At 70.5% G+C, this 15,324-nt stretch carries 15 protein-coding genes; 3 read left to right on the forward strand and 12 right to left on the reverse strand.

All coding sequences use genetic code 11. The annotated features are described in order from the left end of the window. Nucleotides 1-15: 15 nt before the first annotated feature. Genes KYX17_RS17910 through KYX17_RS17925 form a run of 4 tightly spaced genes read right to left on the reverse strand, consistent with a single transcriptional unit; the run spans nt 16 to nt 4,314 of the window. Nucleotides 16-837, reverse strand: a complete 822-nt coding sequence (locus KYX17_RS17910) for a MaoC family dehydratase N-terminal domain-containing protein (protein WP_243228318.1) — start codon at nt 835-837, stop codon at nt 16-18. Then, a complete protein-coding gene (locus tag KYX17_RS17915; protein ID WP_243228319.1) occupies nt 834-2,063 on the reverse strand; it encodes a CaiB/BaiF CoA-transferase family protein in 1,230 nt (409 codons plus the stop codon). The genes KYX17_RS17910 and KYX17_RS17915 overlap by 4 nt, the downstream gene beginning before the upstream one ends. Continuing rightward, nucleotides 2,060-3,043, reverse strand: coding sequence for a hydroxymethylglutaryl-CoA lyase (locus tag KYX17_RS17920; protein WP_243228320.1), 984 nt, complete (start codon nt 3,041-3,043; stop codon nt 2,060-2,062). The genes KYX17_RS17915 and KYX17_RS17920 overlap by 4 nt, the downstream gene beginning before the upstream one ends. After that, nucleotides 3,040-4,314, reverse strand: coding sequence for a hydroxymethylglutaryl-CoA reductase, degradative (locus KYX17_RS17925; protein ID WP_243228321.1), 1,275 nt, complete (start codon nt 4,312-4,314; stop codon nt 3,040-3,042). Before KYX17_RS17925 ends, KYX17_RS17920 begins: the two co-directional genes overlap by 4 nt. Before the next feature lie 208 nt (nt 4,315-4,522). On the opposite strand from KYX17_RS17925, the gene KYX17_RS17930 reads away from it, so the two are divergent. After that, the gene (locus KYX17_RS17930; RefSeq protein WP_243228322.1) at nt 4,523-5,380 is read left to right on the forward strand and encodes an alpha/beta hydrolase; all 858 of its coding nucleotides are present in this window, start codon (nt 4,523-4,525) and stop codon (nt 5,378-5,380) included. Nucleotides 5,381-5,455: 75 nt separating this feature from the next. Continuing rightward, entirely contained in the window at nt 5,456-7,366 is a 1,911-nt protein-coding gene (locus KYX17_RS17935) for a GAF domain-containing protein (protein WP_243228323.1), read from the forward strand. Nucleotides 7,367-7,370: 4 nt separating this feature from the next. Here KYX17_RS17935 and KYX17_RS17940 read toward each other — a convergent pair whose 3' ends face one another. From KYX17_RS17940 to solA, 7 genes are all read right to left on the reverse strand, one after another. Further along, the gene (locus KYX17_RS17940) at nt 7,371-7,796 is read right to left on the reverse strand and encodes a cupin domain-containing protein (protein ID WP_243228324.1); all 426 of its coding nucleotides are present in this window, start codon (nt 7,794-7,796) and stop codon (nt 7,371-7,373) included. A 24-nt stretch (nt 7,797-7,820) separates the two neighbouring features. Then, complete coding sequence (locus tag KYX17_RS17945; protein WP_243228325.1) at nt 7,821-8,591, reverse strand: ATP-binding cassette domain-containing protein; 771 nt, start codon at nt 8,589-8,591, stop codon at nt 7,821-7,823. Continuing rightward, nucleotides 8,588-9,457, reverse strand: coding sequence for an ABC transporter ATP-binding protein (locus KYX17_RS17950; protein WP_243228326.1), 870 nt, complete (start codon nt 9,455-9,457; stop codon nt 8,588-8,590). The genes KYX17_RS17945 and KYX17_RS17950 overlap by 4 nt, the downstream gene beginning before the upstream one ends. Next, nucleotides 9,454-11,028, reverse strand: coding sequence for an ABC transporter substrate-binding protein (locus KYX17_RS17955; RefSeq protein WP_243228327.1), 1,575 nt, complete (start codon nt 11,026-11,028; stop codon nt 9,454-9,456). The genes KYX17_RS17950 and KYX17_RS17955 overlap by 4 nt, the downstream gene beginning before the upstream one ends. Next, nucleotides 11,025-11,987, reverse strand: a complete 963-nt coding sequence (locus KYX17_RS17960) for an ABC transporter permease (protein ID WP_243228328.1) — start codon at nt 11,985-11,987, stop codon at nt 11,025-11,027. The genes KYX17_RS17955 and KYX17_RS17960 overlap by 4 nt, the downstream gene beginning before the upstream one ends. After that, nucleotides 11,984-12,934: an ABC transporter permease gene (locus KYX17_RS17965; RefSeq protein ID WP_243228329.1), complete on the reverse strand. Its 951-nt coding sequence runs from the start codon at nt 12,932-12,934 to the stop codon at nt 11,984-11,986. The genes KYX17_RS17960 and KYX17_RS17965 overlap by 4 nt, the downstream gene beginning before the upstream one ends. 202 nt (nt 12,935-13,136) lie before the next feature. Beyond that, nucleotides 13,137-14,264 (reverse strand): N-methyl-L-tryptophan oxidase, encoded by a 1,128-nt coding sequence (gene solA, locus KYX17_RS17970; RefSeq protein ID WP_243228330.1) that lies wholly within the window; start codon nt 14,262-14,264, stop codon nt 13,137-13,139. A 283-nt stretch (nt 14,265-14,547) separates the two neighbouring features. Between solA and KYX17_RS17975 the strand changes: the two genes are divergently transcribed. Continuing rightward, on the forward strand, nt 14,548-14,802 hold the full coding sequence (locus tag KYX17_RS17975) for a hypothetical protein (protein ID WP_243228331.1): 255 nt from the start codon (nt 14,548-14,550) through the stop codon (nt 14,800-14,802). Between the two features lie 36 nt (nt 14,803-14,838). Here the strand turns inward: KYX17_RS17975 and KYX17_RS17980 are convergent, their stop codons facing one another. Beyond that, a complete protein-coding gene (locus KYX17_RS17980) occupies nt 14,839-15,321 on the reverse strand; it encodes a helix-turn-helix domain-containing protein (RefSeq protein WP_243228332.1) in 483 nt (160 codons plus the stop codon). Nucleotides 15,322-15,324: the final 3 nt, after the last annotated feature.

Below are 15,324 nucleotides of genomic sequence, written 5' to 3' on the forward strand. Positions count from 1 at the left end.
TCGGTCGCCGCCCGCTCAGGCGACCCACCCGACGTCGGCGGTCGCGAGCACGACATCTTCGGCGTCGAGGACCGCCGCCGTGGTCGTCGCGCCGTCGGAGCGTCCGACGATGCGCAGAGGGCGGTCCACCAGTATCGGAGCGATCGCCCGGATGCCGAGCTGCGCGGGCCGTCGCCCTGGCACATGGCTCCGAACGGCGTCCATGAGCAGGATCCGGGTGAGCGGTCCGTGCACGAGGAGGTCCGGCAGGCCTTCCCTCTCGCGCGCCCACGCCCGGTCGTAGTGGATGAGATGCGTGTTGAAGGTCAGCGCCGAGAACCGGAAGAGCTGCCGCGCGTCGAGCGTCAGCTCCTGCGTCCATTCGGCCGCCTCCGCGACTGTCGGATCGGGTCTGGGGGCCCTCGCCGGGACGTCCGGGTCGGCGGCCTCGAGGAACACGTCGTGCCAGGTGCTGCGCACGGCAATCTCGCCGCCCACCGCGTACTCGCGCACGATGTCGACGAACGTCAGGCGGCCGCGGGATCCCGTCTTCTCCACGACGTCGCCGAGCGCAGTCGTCTGGACGACCTCCTCGCCGATGCGGATCGGACGCAGGAAGTCGGTCGTCTCCCCGGCGTACATGCGCCGCGGCAGGTCGATCTCGGGCACGACCCCGTCCCGGGCCGGTGTGCCGTCGGGGCGCAGGTCCGCGAGGGGCACGGCGAACGGGAAGAAGACGCCTTCCCAAGCGGCGGGCAGTTCCTCGCCGTCCTCGTATCCGGCCTCGCCGGGAGCGAACGTGCCGCGGTAGGCCTCGACCGTCGACGCCGTGATCGGCTCGGTGCGCACGACGCTCACGGCAGCGCCCCCGCCGCGCGGAGTTCGGCGATGCGCACGGCGTCGTATCCCGCGAAATCGGCGAGCACCTGGTCGGCGTGCTCGGCGAAGCGATTCGCGGTGCGGGCGGGCGTGGCGGGCGTCGCCGACAGCTTGATGGGCTGCCCGAACATGCGGAGAACGCCCAGTTCGCCGTAGTCGGCCTCGACGATCATGTCCCGCTCCGCCGTGCCGGGGTCCTCGACCACTTCGCCGATGCTCTTCACCGCCGTCAGGGGCACGACGTCGCCGGCGAGATCCTCGAGCTCCTGCTTGGTCCGGCTCGCGAGCCACCCGGCCACGATCGGCTTGACGCGTCGCTCGTACACGTCGGGGTCGAATCGCTTGCGCATCGTGTCGATCTCGGGGTCCGCCTTGTGTTCGGGAGTGCCGAAGAGATCGCAGCTCGCGTCCCAGAGCTTGTCCGTGTAGGCCCCGAAGAACACCTGGCCGTCGGCGCAGTCGAAGAGCTCGTACGGCTTCACCCACGCGTGCGCGTTGCCCTGCGGCGACGCGACGGTTCCGTTCACGGTGTAGTCGACGACCGCCGTCTCGGTCAGGGCGACGATGCTGTCGACCTGGGCGACGTCGACCACCTGGCCCTCGCCCGTCGCCTCGGCGTGCCGGAGGGCGGCCAGCGTCCCCACCACCGCGAACAGCGTGGCCGACAGGTCGCCGATCGTGACGCCGACCCGCACCGGCGGCTGATCGGCGTAGCCGTTCATCGACCAGATCCCTCCGGCCGCCTGGGCGGTGTTGTCGAACGCGGGTCTGCGGCTGCGCGAACCCGTGCGACCGTACCCGGAGATGGCGGTGTAGACCAGGCGCGGGTTCACCTCGCGCAGCACCTCGTAGCCGACCCCGAGCTTGTCCATGGTCCCCGGCCGGAAGTTCTCGATGAGCACGTCGGCCCGGCGGACGAGGTCCTTGAGGACCTCCTTCCCCTCGGCCGTGGCGAGATCGAGCCCGACCCCGAGCTTGCCGCGGTTGTACTGGGCGTAATAGGCACTGAACTCCTCGATCCCGTCGGTGAGGTACGGAGGGAACCCGCGCGACACGTCGGGGTCGCGCGGGTTCTCGACCTTGATCACGGTGGCCCCGAGGTCGGCGAGCATCTGCGCGGCGTAGGGCCCGGCGAGCACGCGGGACAGGTCGACGACGATGACGCCGGAGAGCGCCCCGGGTGCGGGAAGCGTCGTGTCGATCATGTGTTCGTGACCTCCTGGGCGATGTCGGGGGTGTCGAGTCCCGCCGCCGCGTAGGCGCGGGCGATGCGGGACGCGGGGCGGGTGCTGCGGATGCGTGAGAGCCAGAGCGTCGTGGCGGCCAGCGCGCGAAGATCGAGCCCGGTCTCGATGCCGAGACCGTGCAGCATCCACACGAGGTCCTCCGTCGCGAGGTTACCGGTCGCGCCCTTCGCGTACGGGCACCGGCCGAGCCCGCCGACCGACGAGTCGAACTCGGCCACCCCCAGGCGCAGCGCCGCATGGACGTTCGCAAGGGACTGGCCGTAGGTGTCGTGCAGATGAAGCGCGATGCGCTCCACGGGGACGCCTGCGGCGAGTGCGGCCTCGATCACCGCCGTGGCATGACCGGGGGTCGCGACGCCGATCGTGTCGCTGATCGCGACCGTGCGGCTGCCGGCGTCGTGCAGCGCGGTGGTCGCCGTGAGGACCGCGTCGAGATCGACCGCGCCCTCCCAGGGATCCCCGAACGCCATGGACACGTACCCCCGGACCGGGACCCCCTCGGCGTTCGCGGCCTGGATCACCTCGACGGCGCGGTCGATCGCGCCGGTTCGCGTGGTGTTGAGGTTCGCCTGCGCGAACGACTCGGTGGCGCTGACGACGACCGACACCTCGCGAACGCCCGCGTCGATCGCGCGCTGCAGGCCTCTCAGGTTCGGCACGAGACCGACGGCACGGGCGCCGTCCGGCACGTCGAGCTCCGCGACGACCTGCTCCGCGTCGGCCAGCTGCGGGATCCAGGCCGGGGGCACGAAGCTCGTGACCTCGAGGTCACGGCTGCCGGCCGCGTAGAGCCGTCGGCACAGCTGCACCTTGATCCGGGCCGGGATGATGTCGGTCTCGGCCTGCAGCCCGTCCCGGGGACCGACCTCGAACACCGTCACCCGTGCGGGCAGACCCTCCTCGCGGAAGACCCGGGGTTCGGGGAGGGCGGTGGTCATGAGCCGGTCCTGCGCAGTTCGTCGAGCACCTCTCGGGCGTACTCCACACGGATGCGTCGATCCGCGACGATCCGTGCCGCGACCGCGCCGATCTCGTGCACGTCGGCCCCGGCGCTCGCAGCGACCGTCCTGGCGTGCAGCGTCATGTGCCCGCGCTGGATGCCCTCGGCGGCGAGCGCGCGGCATGCCGCCAGGTTCTGGGCCAGGCCCACGGCGGCGACCACGCTCGCGAGCTCGCGGGCCGTCTGCACCCCGAGGAGGGTCACGGCGGCCTGCGCGGTCGGGTGCGCGCGCGTCGCGCCTCCCACGAGTCCCACCGCGAGCGGCACCTCGAGCGTACCGACGAGGTCGCCGTCGGCGTTCTTCTCGAACTGCGACAGGGCCGTGTACCGGCCGGACCGCGCGGCGTGGGAGTGGCATCCGGACTCGACGGCTCGGGTGTCGTTCCCGGTCGCGAGCACGACGGCGGTGATGCCGTTCATGATGCCCTTGTTGTGCGTGGCGGCGCGGTACGGATCCGCCTCGGCGAAGGCGCTCGCGGCCACGATGTCGTCGACCACCTGCGCGCCGCCCAGCAGCTCCGCGTCGAAGACGGCGCGCGCGCGGGTGAGGCGCAGTTCGGCCTTGTTGGTGAGAATGCGCAGGAGCGTGCGGGCCCCCGCGAGTTCGGCGATGCGCGGGGCGATCGCCTCCGCCATGGTGTTGACCGCGTTCGCCCCCATCGCATCGCGGACGTCGACGTGGAGGTGCACGATCACCTGGTCACCGGCGCGGGTCGGGAGCACGCGGACGGAGATGTCGAAAGCCCCGCCGCCGAGCGAGACGAGCATCGGGTCCTGCTCGTTCGCGAGGGCCAGCAGTTCGTCCTTGGCCTCGAGCAGGGCGAAGCGGATGCCGTGGGGCTCTCCCGCGTCGAGCACCTGGATCTGGGCGATCATGATGTCGCCGGTGTACGAGGTGGTGAAGCCGCCGTGCCCGCGTGCCATGCGCGCGGCGTTGGACGCGGCGGCGACGACGCTCGGCTCCTCCGTGGCCATGGGGATGAGCCGGTCGCGCCCGTCGATCACGAAGTTGGTCGCCACGCCGACCGGGACGCCGATCAGCCCCACGACGTTCTCGATCATGTGGTCGGCCTGGGCGAGCGAGAGGCCGGCGTCCGGGCGCAGGGCCCGGAGGGCGTCCGACTCCAGACCCGCGCCGTGGGCGACGAGGGCGAGCCGCTCGTCCGGCGCATGATCGCGCAATCCTGAGATCCGGCTGTTGATCGACATCGGCCACCTTTCTGAGTGACAGCGACCGCGTCCTCGGCGCTGTGGTCAAGGACGACACTAGGAACGCAGGACAGGGCCGACGATGGGTGGAACACTCATCGTCCCGCTCTCTCTGTATGCGGTCGGCACATCACCTCTCTCGCGGAGCGACTCTAGACTCGCAGCACGACCCGAGCGCTGGTCCCGTTCCCGAAAGCGAGGAGAAGCGATGCCCTTCACGGAATCCGCCGACGTGCGGCTCTACTACGAGGTGTTCGGGTCCGAGAAGGATCCCGTGCTCGTGCTCATCTCGGGAGGCGGCGCGCAGCTGCTGAGCTGGGATCCGCGCCTCGTTGCGGCGCTCACCTCCGGCGGACTGCGGGTCGTGCGCTTCGACAACCGCGACACCGGGTTCTCGCAGCGCTTCGGCGGCGAAGAGGACGTGGACGGCGGCTACGGCCTGAGCGACATGGCGGATGACGTGCTGCGCATCCTCGACGACCTCGGCGTCGAGTCGGCGCATGTGGCCGGGCACTCCATGGGCGGCATGATGGCGCAGATGCTCGCGATCGAACACCCGGAGCGTGTACGCAGCCTCGGGCTCCTCTCGACGATCCCCGGCCGATCGCCCCGATACGTGCTCCACGGCGAACGACCGGAGCTCGCCGAGAAGCCGGTGCGCGTGACGCGTGAGCAGGCCGTCGCCTACGCCGCTTCCGCAGTCGAGGCGGGGCCGGCGAGCCGGTACGACCCGCAGGTGGAGTGGCACCGGGAGATGGCGGGCATCGCGTACGACCGCGGCTACCTCCCCGAGGGCTACGCCCGGCAGTGGGCGGCCCTGCGGCGCGCCCCCGAGCGCCTGGAGGCGCTGAGGTCGGTGACCGTGCCCACCCTCGTGTTCCACGGGCGCGACGACGACGTGCTGCACTGGGCTGCGGCCGTCGACATCGCCGAGGCGATCCCGGGCTCCGAGCTCCAGGTGCACGCCGACATGGGGCACCTCATCCCTCACGAGCTGTGGCCGGTGCTCACCGATGCCCTGCTGCGCACCGCCGAGCGCGGCGAGGAGCTGCGCGCGGCCGCCTGATTTGAGAGGTCGGTCCGCATGCTCGACACTGAGATCGTGAGCAGGGAGGCGCCGCCCTCCCCCGAAGGGACGAGGATGCCCGAGCACGACGATGCCATCGCGTCGCTCCTGGACGCGGCCTACGACTCCGAGCTCGTCGGCCCGACCGGCGTCAGTGATGCTCTGCGGCGCTTGGGCGCCGATGACGCGGACGCCGCGGCGATCGCCGACCGCGTCGCCCGGATCCAGCGCGAACTGTCGCGCCTGCGTCGCCGCGAGCATGAGCTCACGGCTCTGTTCTCCAGCGCCAGGGAGCTGGCCGAGCTGCGCGACAGCGACGCCGTGCTCGCTCGCCTCGTGCAGCGGGCGAGAGAGATGATGGGAGTGGACCTCGCCTACCTGTCCGAGTTCGACCCCGACACCTCGGAGCTGCGGGTGCGCGAGACCAGCGGCTCCGTGAGCGCGTCCTTCCAGACCCTGCGCGTGCCGCCTGGGCGCGGCCTCGCGAGTGTCGTCGTCGAGTCCCGCACCGCGCAATGGGTCGCCGACTACACGGGTTACACGGCCGACCGCCACGACGCCGGCATCGACGACGCCGTCTCGGCCGAGGGCCTGGTCTCCTTGCTCGGCGTGCCGATGCTCAGCAGCGATGACGTGCTCGGGGTGCTCTTCGTGGGCAACCGCGAGGAGAAGAGCTTCACTCCCGACGAGGTCGCGCTTCTCTCCGCTCTCGCGGATCACGCCTCGGTGATCCTCCAGACGACCCAGACCCTGCGCGACCTGCGGGACTCCGAGGACGCCAGCCGGCGCACCCTCGAGAGCCTCACGGCTCATCTGGTCGAACGCGATCGGGCCAACACGGTCCACCAGGAACTCGTGCAGGCCGTGCTCGCCGGGGGCGGTTTCGGTCCCGTGGCCGAAACGCTGGCCTCGGCGCTCGGACGGGCGGTCGCGATCATCGATGCGCAGGAGAACGTGATCGCCGCTGCCGGCCTGCCGCTGGCGCCGGGCATGCTCGCGCTCGACGATCGCGTGCGGGACGCGCTGGCCGAGAGCCGACGGCACGGCCACTGCGTCCCCGTCGCGGGGGCCGGTGTCCGGGCGGTCGCATCACTCACCGCAGGCAGCCGGCACTTCGGCGCTCTGCTCCTCGGCGACGGCGACTTCGAACTCGGTGCCGTCGACCTGCGCACGGTCGAGCGGGCCGCCCAGGTCGGGGCCCTGCTGGAGCTTCAGCAGGAGGCCGCATCCGGCGCGGATCACCGCGTGCGCAGCGAGCTCGTCGCCGACCTGCTCGACGACGTGCCGGAGCGCCGATCGGACGTCGAGCGTCGCGCCCGTCGTCTCGGCGTCGACCTGGAGGACCTCGATGCGCTGCTGCTGCTCTCGGTCCCCGGCGACCAGCAGGCGGCGGCCGCCCGGGCGGCGGTACGGCTGCTCGACGAGCACGCCCTTGTCGGCGAGTACCGTGGCTTCGTCGTCGCGGCCGTGTCCGCTCGCCGCGGCGGAATCGACCCTGATCGGCTGCGCACCCAGGTCGCCGCCTCGATCCAGGATGCTGTCGCCGTGGTCGTCCCGCCTCCCGCCAAGGCATCGCTGGCGGTCTCGTTCCAGGCCGCCCGGCGGACCGCCCGCCTGCTCGCGGCTCTCGAGCTGACCGACCTCACCGCTCACGTCGAGGAGTTCCTGCCCTATTCGGCCGTTCTCGACACCGACGCCCAGGGCCTGTCCGCCTTCCTGCGCGACACGATCGGCCCGGTCCGGCAGTACGACGCGGAACGCAACGCCGACCTGCTCGGAACCCTGCGGGCTTTCGTCCGCAACAACGCCAGCCCCACCCGTACGGCTCGAGCGCTCAACTTCCACACGAACACGATCCTGCAGCGCCTCGATCGTCTCGACCATGTGCTGGGGTCCGGGTGGCGCGACGACGAGCGGATGTTCCGGCTCAGCATCGCCGTGCGCCTCGACGAGCTGCGCGAGCGGCTGCGGGGTGCGACGACCTGAGCCCCTACCGCGCCGCCTCCGGGTCGAACGTCTCGACTCCGCTCTGCGGGAACGGATGTGCCCCTCGTGGCCCGAAGACGAGCACGAGCTCGGCGACGGCATCCGAGTCGTTGCGCACGCCATGCTGCATGCCCTCGGGGGCATAGAACGCATCGCCCGCGCGCAGGACGCGCCGCTCGTCCCCCGCAATGATGACGACCTCGCCGCGGGTCACGATGTACATCTCATCGGAGCCGTCCGGTGAGCAGCTGGTGGGATCGCCGCCGAGATGATGATGCTGGCCTTCTTCCGCTCCCGGCTCGAGGCGATACCGCATCACCGAGATCGGCAGTGATGTCGTCTGCTGGAAGTACCATTCGATGCCGATCCGACCTCGCCCGCGGTAGAGCTCCCAGTCATGGGCGTTGTCGCCCTGTCGCTGCACGCGCATGTCCTCGACTCCTCGGGCGCGGGTTCAAGTGCGGTAGAGCACCGGCATGGATTCCAGCAGGCGCTGCGTGTACGGATGCTCCGGCGCGTTCATCACCTGCTCGCCGGTGCCCTCCTCGACGACCCGGCCCTGGTGCATCACGGCGACGCGGTGGGCGATGTGGTGGACCACCGACAGGTTGTGGGTGATGAAGAGATAGGTCACCCCCGTCTCGTTCTGCAGCTGCACGAGGAGATTGAGCACCTGCGCCTGCACGGAGACGTCCAGCGCGGACGTCGGCTCGTCGAGCACGACGAACTCGGGTTCGGCCGCCATGGCGCGCGCGATCGCGATCCGCTGCCGCTGACCTCCGGAGAATTCGTGCGGATAACGTCCGGCGGCCTCCATCGGAAGCCCGACGCGGTCGAGCGAGTCGGCGATCCGTCGCCGACGCTCCTTCGGGCTGACGCCGGCGGCGACGAGCGGTTCGGCGATCGAACGGGCGACCGAGAAGCGCGGATCCAGGGAGTCGTTGGGATCCTGGAAGACCATCTGCACGCGGCGACGGTGCCGACGCAGTGCCCGCCCGCGCAGGCCGGTGATGTCGACGCCGTCGAACTCGATCGTTCCGGCGGTGGGCTTGCGCATCAGGAGGATGGCGCGCGCGAGCGTGCTCTTGCCGGACCCCGATTCGCCGACGAGCCCGAGGGTCTCCCCGCGGCGCACCCGAAGGCTCACGTCGTCGAGTGCGGTCATCGCTGCATCGCCGTGCCCGAAACGCTGGGTGACGTCGTTGACCCTCAGGACGTCGGTCATGAGGCCTCCTCCAGCACGGCCGGGACCTGGGCGAAGTCGTTGACGGGCGGGATCACCGCGAGGGGAGACCTCACCGGAACGGATGGCCGCGGGATGCTCTCGAGCAGTGCCCTGGTATAAGGATGACCCGGATCCTCCAGGACGCGTCGCGCCGACCCGGCTTCGACGACGCGCCCGCGGTACATGACGGCCACCCGCTCGCACAGCTGGCCGATCACGCCCAGGTCGTGACTGATGAACAGCACGCCCATGCCCGTCTCATCGCGAAGGCTCTTGATGAGGTCGAGGATCTGCGCCTGGACTGTCACGTCGAGCGCGGTGGTCGGCTCGTCGGCGACGAGGAGCGATGGGCCGGCGGCCACTGCGATCGCGATCACGACGCGCTGCCGCTGACCTCCCGAGAGCTGGTGCGGGAAGTAGTCGAGTCGCTTCTCAGCATCCGGCATCTGCACGAGCCGTAGGATCTCGAGCGCGCGGGCCCGCGCCTGCCTGCGGTCGGCGGCGCCATGGATGAGCAGCACCTCGGCGATCTGCGCGCCGATGCGCATGCACGGGTTGAGCGCAGACATCGGCTCCTGGAAGACCATCGAGGCCTTCGCACCCCGCACCTGCGCCCACTCGCGCTCCGTGGCGGCGGACACGTCGATCCCGGCGACCGTCATGCGGTCGGCCGACACGCGTGCGGAGTCGGGAAGCAGGCCCATCATCGCGAGCGCGACGCTGGACTTCCCGCTTCCCGACTCGCCGATCACGCCGACGATCTCCCCCTGGCGAACCCGGAGGGACACTCCGGACACGGACGCGGGTGCGGATCCGTAGGAGATGGTGAGGTTGTCGACGCGGAGCGCCTCGGCGGCATCCGTCATCGGGCGAGCCAGGCGCTGTCGAGTCCGGACCTCGAATAGAACACGTCGTTCTCGTAGCCCTGGAGCTTCGCGGCGTCCCAGACCTCGAAGTACACCGGCACAGCAGCCGGCACGAATTCGAGCGCCTTGTCGGCCGCCTCCTCCGCGAGCTGCCCGACGAGGTCCTCGTACTCCTCGGGGCTCGCGGCCGACTTGGCCGCGATGAGCAGCTCACGCGCCTTGTCGGCGTCGGGATTGCCCTCCCAGTGGTTGTACACGCCCCCTTCGAGCAGCACGGGCTCGAGGTAGAACACGGCGGAGGCACGAGGGCTGCCGGGGATCGCCACCAGGTCGGTCCAGGTCTCGCCGGACGTGAAGATCGGCGCGATCTCGGACAGCGGCGTCGCCTCCAGGTTCAGCGTGATGCCCGCCTCGGCGAGCTGCTGCTGCATCATCTCGTAGACGGGATGGTGCGCTGCCGCGACGTCTCCCATGTAGCTGAGCGTGATCTCCGGGTTGGGCTGCCCGGCCTCCTCGAGGAGTCGCTTCGCCTCGTCGACGTCGCGCGTGTAATAGGGCAGCTCCGACGCATCCGTCGCACCGGGGTCGCCGGCCGGCGGCACGAACGAGATCCCGGCGTTGCCGAGCATCGCCGTGTCGACCAGGGCCTGCCGGTCGAGCGCCAGTGAGAACGCGCGACGCACGTCGAGATCGGCGAGCGGGCCCTGTTCCGGGTTGACGTAGATGGCGAGGTTCTGCCGGAATGCGGCGTCGCCGAGGGTGAATCCGGAGGCCTCCGCCTGCTGCGCCAGGCTGCCGTCGATGAACGACGCGGCCTGCACGCTTCCCTGCTGCACGGCCGCGAGCAGGGTGTTCTCGTCCGGGTAGAGCTCGAAGACGATCTCGTCCAGGTACGGCTCGTCGCCCCAGTAGTTCTCGTTCTTCTCCATCGTGATCGAGACGCCCTGCTTCCACTCGGTCACCTGGTAGGCGCCGGTCCCGACGGTGGTGGTCTGACGTTCCTCCTCGGTGGCGCCTCCGTAGGCCTCCTCGCTGACGATGAAGAAGGTCTGGCGGGCCGAGACCGCGTCAAGGAAGGTGCCGTCCGGCTGGCTGAAGTGGAAGGTGACCTCGTGATCGCCGGTCGCCTCGACGCTCTCCATGCTGCTGAGATACGTGGCGTTGGAGCCGCCGTCCTTCCGGGTCTCGAACGAGTACACGACGTCGCCGGCGTCGAAGGGTGTGCCGTCGGCGAAGAGGACGTCGTCGCGGAGCTGGAAGACCCAGGTCAGCTCGTCGGTCTGCTCCCACTCGGTCGCGAGTGCCGGCTCCACCGTGCCGTCGTCGTCTCGGGTGAGGAGGGTGTCGTAGGCGATGGAGTCGATGACCTCGGCGGCGATCGCCGAGGCGACCATCGGGTCCACGCCTCCGGCGGACGGTTCGGCGGGAACGCCCCATGTGAGCGTGCCGCCGGAGACCGGTTCGCCGGCATCCGCGGATCCGCCCCCGGAGTCGCCGGCGGATGCGCAGCCCGCGATGGTCAGGGTCGCCACGGCGAGTGCCGCCGCCGCTGCCCGGTGTCGTCTGTTCATGAGGGCCTCTTCTCTGTTCGGGTGTCCTGCGAGGGTGATGCGGTGGTGCGGTCGCGGGCGTCACGCCTGCGGCGCGATGCTCGGCCCAGCGAGAACGCGGGTTCGCGCCGGGGCGCGAGGTAGTCCTGCATCCCGTCGGCGAGGAGGTTCCACGCCGCCGACAGGAGGATGATCACGAGCGAGGGGAGGATGATCAGCAGCGGCTGCATCTGCATGAAACGGGTGAACTCGCTGATCATGCGTCCTGCGGACGGCTCGGGAGCCTGCACGCCCTGGCCGAGATAGCTGAGCGCCGCCTCGATCAGCACGACCTGCGACGCGACCGACGCGAACTGGACGAACAGGGGCGTGAGGACGTTCGGGAGGAGATGCTCGGCGACCACGCGCGCGGGGCGCACTCCGCTCAGGGTGGCCGCGAGCACGAAGTCCCGCTCTCGGAGCGCGATCACCGGGGCACGCATCACGCGGGCGAAGCCCGGGGCGAAGATCAGGCCGAGAGCGAGGATCAGCGGACCGGGACCGTTGCCGATCACGACGCCGACCACCAGCGCGACGAGGATCGCGGGCAGGGCCAGCATGGCGTCCACCACCCGCATGATGACGGAGTCGACCCATCCGCCGACGTAGCCCGCGATGAGACCGAAGAACGTCCCGATCACTGCGCCGAGCAGGGCCGCGGCACCCGAGATGACGAGGCTGGTCCTGGCGGCGAGCGCGAGTCGGGTGAGCGTGTCGCGTCCGAGGTTGTCAGTGCCGAGCAGGTGCTCGGCACTGGGTCCGCTCAGCGCCGGACCCGAGGCGGCGAACGGGTCGTAGGGCGGCCACAGCGTCATCCATCCTGCGACCGCGAGGATCGCGACGAGGATGCCGGCACCGCTCCAGAAGGACGGGCCGAACCGGCGGCGGCGTGGTCGGCGGCCGGCGACTTCGGCGAGGGCGAGCTCTCTGGTGACGGTCATCGGGCGTGCACTCTCACTCGGGGGTCGATCAGCGGATAGAGCAGGTCGACGACGAAGTTGATCACGACGTACACGACCCCGATCAGCAGCACGGTCGCCTGGATGATCGGGTAGTCCGAGGAGCGGATGCCGGTGAGCAGCAGCGACCCCATGCCCGGCAGGGAGAAGACGGCCTCGATCACGACCGTCCCGCCGACCAGAGCCGCCAGTTCGATGCCGATCACGGTCATCACGGGGATCAGCGCATTGCGCATGGCGTGCCCGGTCACGAGTCGTCTCGGTGAGGCCCCCTTCGCCCGCGCCGTGCGGACGAAGTCCTGGCCCAGGGTGTCGAGGAGGGTGCCCCGGGTGTATCGGGCGATGATCGCGGCGAGCACGATGCCGATCAGCAGCGCCGGGAGGATCAGCACCCCGAACGCGCGCAGGGGATCGCCCTCCGCCCCGGAGTACCCTACGAGCGGCAGCTTCAGGGTGAGGGAGTTGACGAGGATGAGGACGGTGCCGAGGACGAAGGGCGGTGTCGCCAGGAGCACGAAGGAGAGTCCGCGGACGACATGGTCCGGGAGTCGCCTCCACCGGGTGGCGGCGAGGATGCCCGCAGGGATGCCGAGCGCCGTCCCGAACACGGTCGCCATGACCGCCAGCGTGAGACTCAGCGGCAGGCGCGCCGCCACGAGGTCGGAAACCTCTCCGGGGATCGTGATCGCGCGGCCGAAGTCGCCCTGCACCACGCCGAGCAGCCAGCTGAAGTACTGCGTGATCCAGGGCTGGTCGAGGCCGAGCTCGGTGCGCAGCGCCTCGAGCTTCTCCGGGTCGGGATTGGCAGGGTCGACGAATGCGGCGAGCGGGTCTCCGGGGATGATCCGCACCATCGAGAACACGAGCACCGACAGCACGAAGAGGACGAAGAGGGAGGACAGGATCCTCGACACGATGTAGCGGGTCATCGCGCCGTCGCTCCGGCGGACGCCGCGGCGGGCGCGCGGTCGCAGGGTCCGAGAACGGCGGGTGTCGTCGATGACATGGCGGTCACGCTACTCAGCGGCCGACGCCGGATGTACGGTGCGGCATCCCACGGGAACAGTCGCATGATGGGTGGTTCCTCCATGGCACGAGGGGTTCTTGAGGCGCTGCAGCGATCGGGATCGCTCAGACGGCCATCGCCGCCGCGGCGGTGAACTCGCTCAGGTCGTCCGTCGATTCGCCGTCGAGTGCGAGCTCCGCCAGCACCCTGCCGAGCGCCGGCGTGAACTTGAACCCGTGCCCTGCGGCGAGGCCGACGATGATGTCCGGATGCTCGGGCAGGGCGCTGAGCACGAATCGGCGATCCCGGGTGAGCGCGTACTGGCAGGTCACGGTCCGCAGCACGGATCCGGATCCCGGGAGCAGGGACGCCATGAACCCGGCCAGCTGCTCCGTGAGGGCGGGTGCGGGTTCGAAGGACCGCTCGGACGGAGCCATCCGGTTCTCCGAGACGTCGCGAGCGGCCTTGACGGTCGGCTCTCCATAGGTCGGGAACCCGTAGTAGCACTCGTCGTCCTCCCAGATCCACACCGGGAACACAGAACGGTCGTAGTCCTCCGCCGCCGCGGGACGGAAGTAACTCACCTGCTCCTGCATGACGTCCAGCGGAATGCTCGCGCCCAGCGGATCGAGGAGTGCGTTGGTCCAGGCATCCGTTGCGAGGATCACCTTGCCGGCGCGGATGTCGCCGCGTGCGGTCCGGACGATGACGCCGTCGCCGTCGGGTCCGAGGCTCTCCACCGGCGTGCGGTCGCGGATCTCCGCGCCATGCACCCGCGCGCGCATCTGCAGCGTCGCGACCGTGCGGGCGGCATGGGCGATTCCGGTGTCGGCCGTGTACACCGTCTCGACGCCGTCGGGCACGTGGAACTGCGGCCAGCGCGACCGGACCTCGGCGGGGGAGAGCAGCTCGTGCTCCACCCCGCATTCGGTCAGGGCGGCCGTGAAGTCCGCGGCCGCGTAGGGACCATCGGTCGGAAGGAGGATGATCCCGCCGGTGATCGTCAGAAGCCGCTCGCCGGACTCCTCCTCCAATTCGGCCCAGTCGCGGTACGCGGACTGCGCGAGCCGCACGTACGCGCTGGAGCCGTAGGAGGTGCGGACGATCCGGGAGGTGTCGTGCGACGCGCCGCGCACGTGGCCCAGCTCGTACTGCTCGAGGGCGACCACCTTCGCGCCCCTGCGGGCCAGGTGATACGTGGCGGCGCTGCCGAGCGCACCCATCCCGACGACTGCGACCTCGAACGACTCCATGATGCTCCGTCTCTCCCCGGGCCGATGCGGCTCACCGGCTCGTCGAGAGTCAGTGTGAGCCGGTCGCCGGACCGGGACCATGGATCGACATCCCATGCTCGGCGCTCGCGAATGTGCGGTGGGCACGCGCGAGCGCCGGGTATGTCACGAAAGAGAGCGGGGCGTTTCCAGGACGTTTCGGAGACGGGTCCGCGCACGAAGGCCTCCCCCCGCGAAGCGGAAACCGCAGGTCGCGGGATTCCTCGATCAGGTCCGCGCGGCCCACCCGCAGGTGCCGATCGCCGTGATCACCCCGATCGTGGCGCCGGGACTGGAGCAGAGGCCGAACGCGGTGGGCGTCACGCTGGCGGGGATGCGCGAGGCCATCGCCGAGGTCGTGTCAGGAACCGACGACGAGCGGCTGCATCTCATCGACGGCCCGGGCATCCTCGACTTCGACGACGCGCACCTGCTCTCTGACGGCGTGCACCCGGACGCCGTGGGATACCGGTTGATGGGCGAGCGGCTGACCGCCGCGCTCGCCCCTCTCCTGCGATAGTCGGCCCGCGAGCGTGCGCGGCGGATCGATTCCTCCTCATCGGCCCCCACGCGCGCGCAAGGATTCGATCTCGTCGCGATTGAAGTCCGCGGCGCGCGCGAGGAAGTCGTTCGCGAACGCGAGCTGCTCGTCGCTCAGCGTCGCGATGTAGTCGCCCCACCGTCGCGCGACGCCGTCGTAGACGGCACCGACCGCGGCGGTGAGCCGCTCGGGCACGGCGGAGACGATCACGCGGCGGCGGTCCGAGACATCACGGCTGCGGACGACGTACCCGGCGCTTTCCAATCGGTTGATCGCGGTCGTGATCGCACCGCCCGTCGTCAGGCCGGTGCGGGCGGCGAGATCCCCCGGAGTCGCCGGACCGCCGTCGAGCAGCAGGCCCACGACCTGCAGATCCGTGCCGTTGAGCCCGGCCGAACGGGCGACCGCATCCTGAAAGAGCACGGCGCGCGCCATGAACTCCCGCATGACCTCACCCTGCCGGGCGACCGCGGCGGCGCGGTCCTGAGATTCTGACATGCG

Source organism: Microbacterium sp. CIAB417, from assembly GCF_022788845.1.

What these genes read in the sequence shown, in the direction of transcription:
- KYX17_RS17915 (WP_243228319.1), bottom strand. Translation starts at nt 2,063, where the DNA reads ATGATCGACACGACGCTTCCCGCACCCGGGGCGCTCTCCGGCGTCATC.
- KYX17_RS17920 (WP_243228320.1), bottom strand. Translation starts at nt 3,043, where the DNA reads ATGACCACCGCCCTCCCCGAACCCCGGGTCTTCCGCGAGGAGGGTCTG.
- KYX17_RS17925 (WP_243228321.1), bottom strand. Translation starts at nt 4,314, where the DNA reads ATGTCGATCAACAGCCGGATCTCAGGATTGCGCGATCATGCGCCGGAC.
- KYX17_RS17930 (WP_243228322.1), top strand. Translation starts at nt 4,523, where the DNA reads ATGCCCTTCACGGAATCCGCCGACGTGCGGCTCTACTACGAGGTGTTC.
- KYX17_RS17935 (WP_243228323.1), top strand. Translation starts at nt 5,456, where the DNA reads ATGCCCGAGCACGACGATGCCATCGCGTCGCTCCTGGACGCGGCCTAC.
- KYX17_RS17940 (WP_243228324.1), bottom strand. Translation starts at nt 7,796, where the DNA reads ATGCGCGTGCAGCGACAGGGCGACAACGCCCATGACTGGGAGCTCTAC.
- KYX17_RS17945 (WP_243228325.1), bottom strand. Translation starts at nt 8,591, where the DNA reads ATGACCGACGTCCTGAGGGTCAACGACGTCACCCAGCGTTTCGGGCAC.
- KYX17_RS17950 (WP_243228326.1), bottom strand. Translation starts at nt 9,457, where the DNA reads ATGACGGATGCCGCCGAGGCGCTCCGCGTCGACAACCTCACCATCTCC.
- KYX17_RS17955 (WP_243228327.1), bottom strand. Translation starts at nt 11,028, where the DNA reads ATGAACAGACGACACCGGGCAGCGGCGGCGGCACTCGCCGTGGCGACC.
- KYX17_RS17960 (WP_243228328.1), bottom strand. Translation starts at nt 11,987, where the DNA reads ATGACCGTCACCAGAGAGCTCGCCCTCGCCGAAGTCGCCGGCCGCCGA.
- KYX17_RS17965 (WP_243228329.1), bottom strand. Translation starts at nt 12,934, where the DNA reads ATGACCCGCTACATCGTGTCGAGGATCCTGTCCTCCCTCTTCGTCCTC.
- solA (WP_243228330.1), bottom strand. Translation starts at nt 14,264, where the DNA reads ATGGAGTCGTTCGAGGTCGCAGTCGTCGGGATGGGTGCGCTCGGCAGC.
- KYX17_RS17980 (WP_243228332.1), bottom strand. Translation starts at nt 15,321, where the DNA reads ATGTCAGAATCTCAGGACCGCGCCGCCGCGGTCGCCCGGCAGGGTGAG.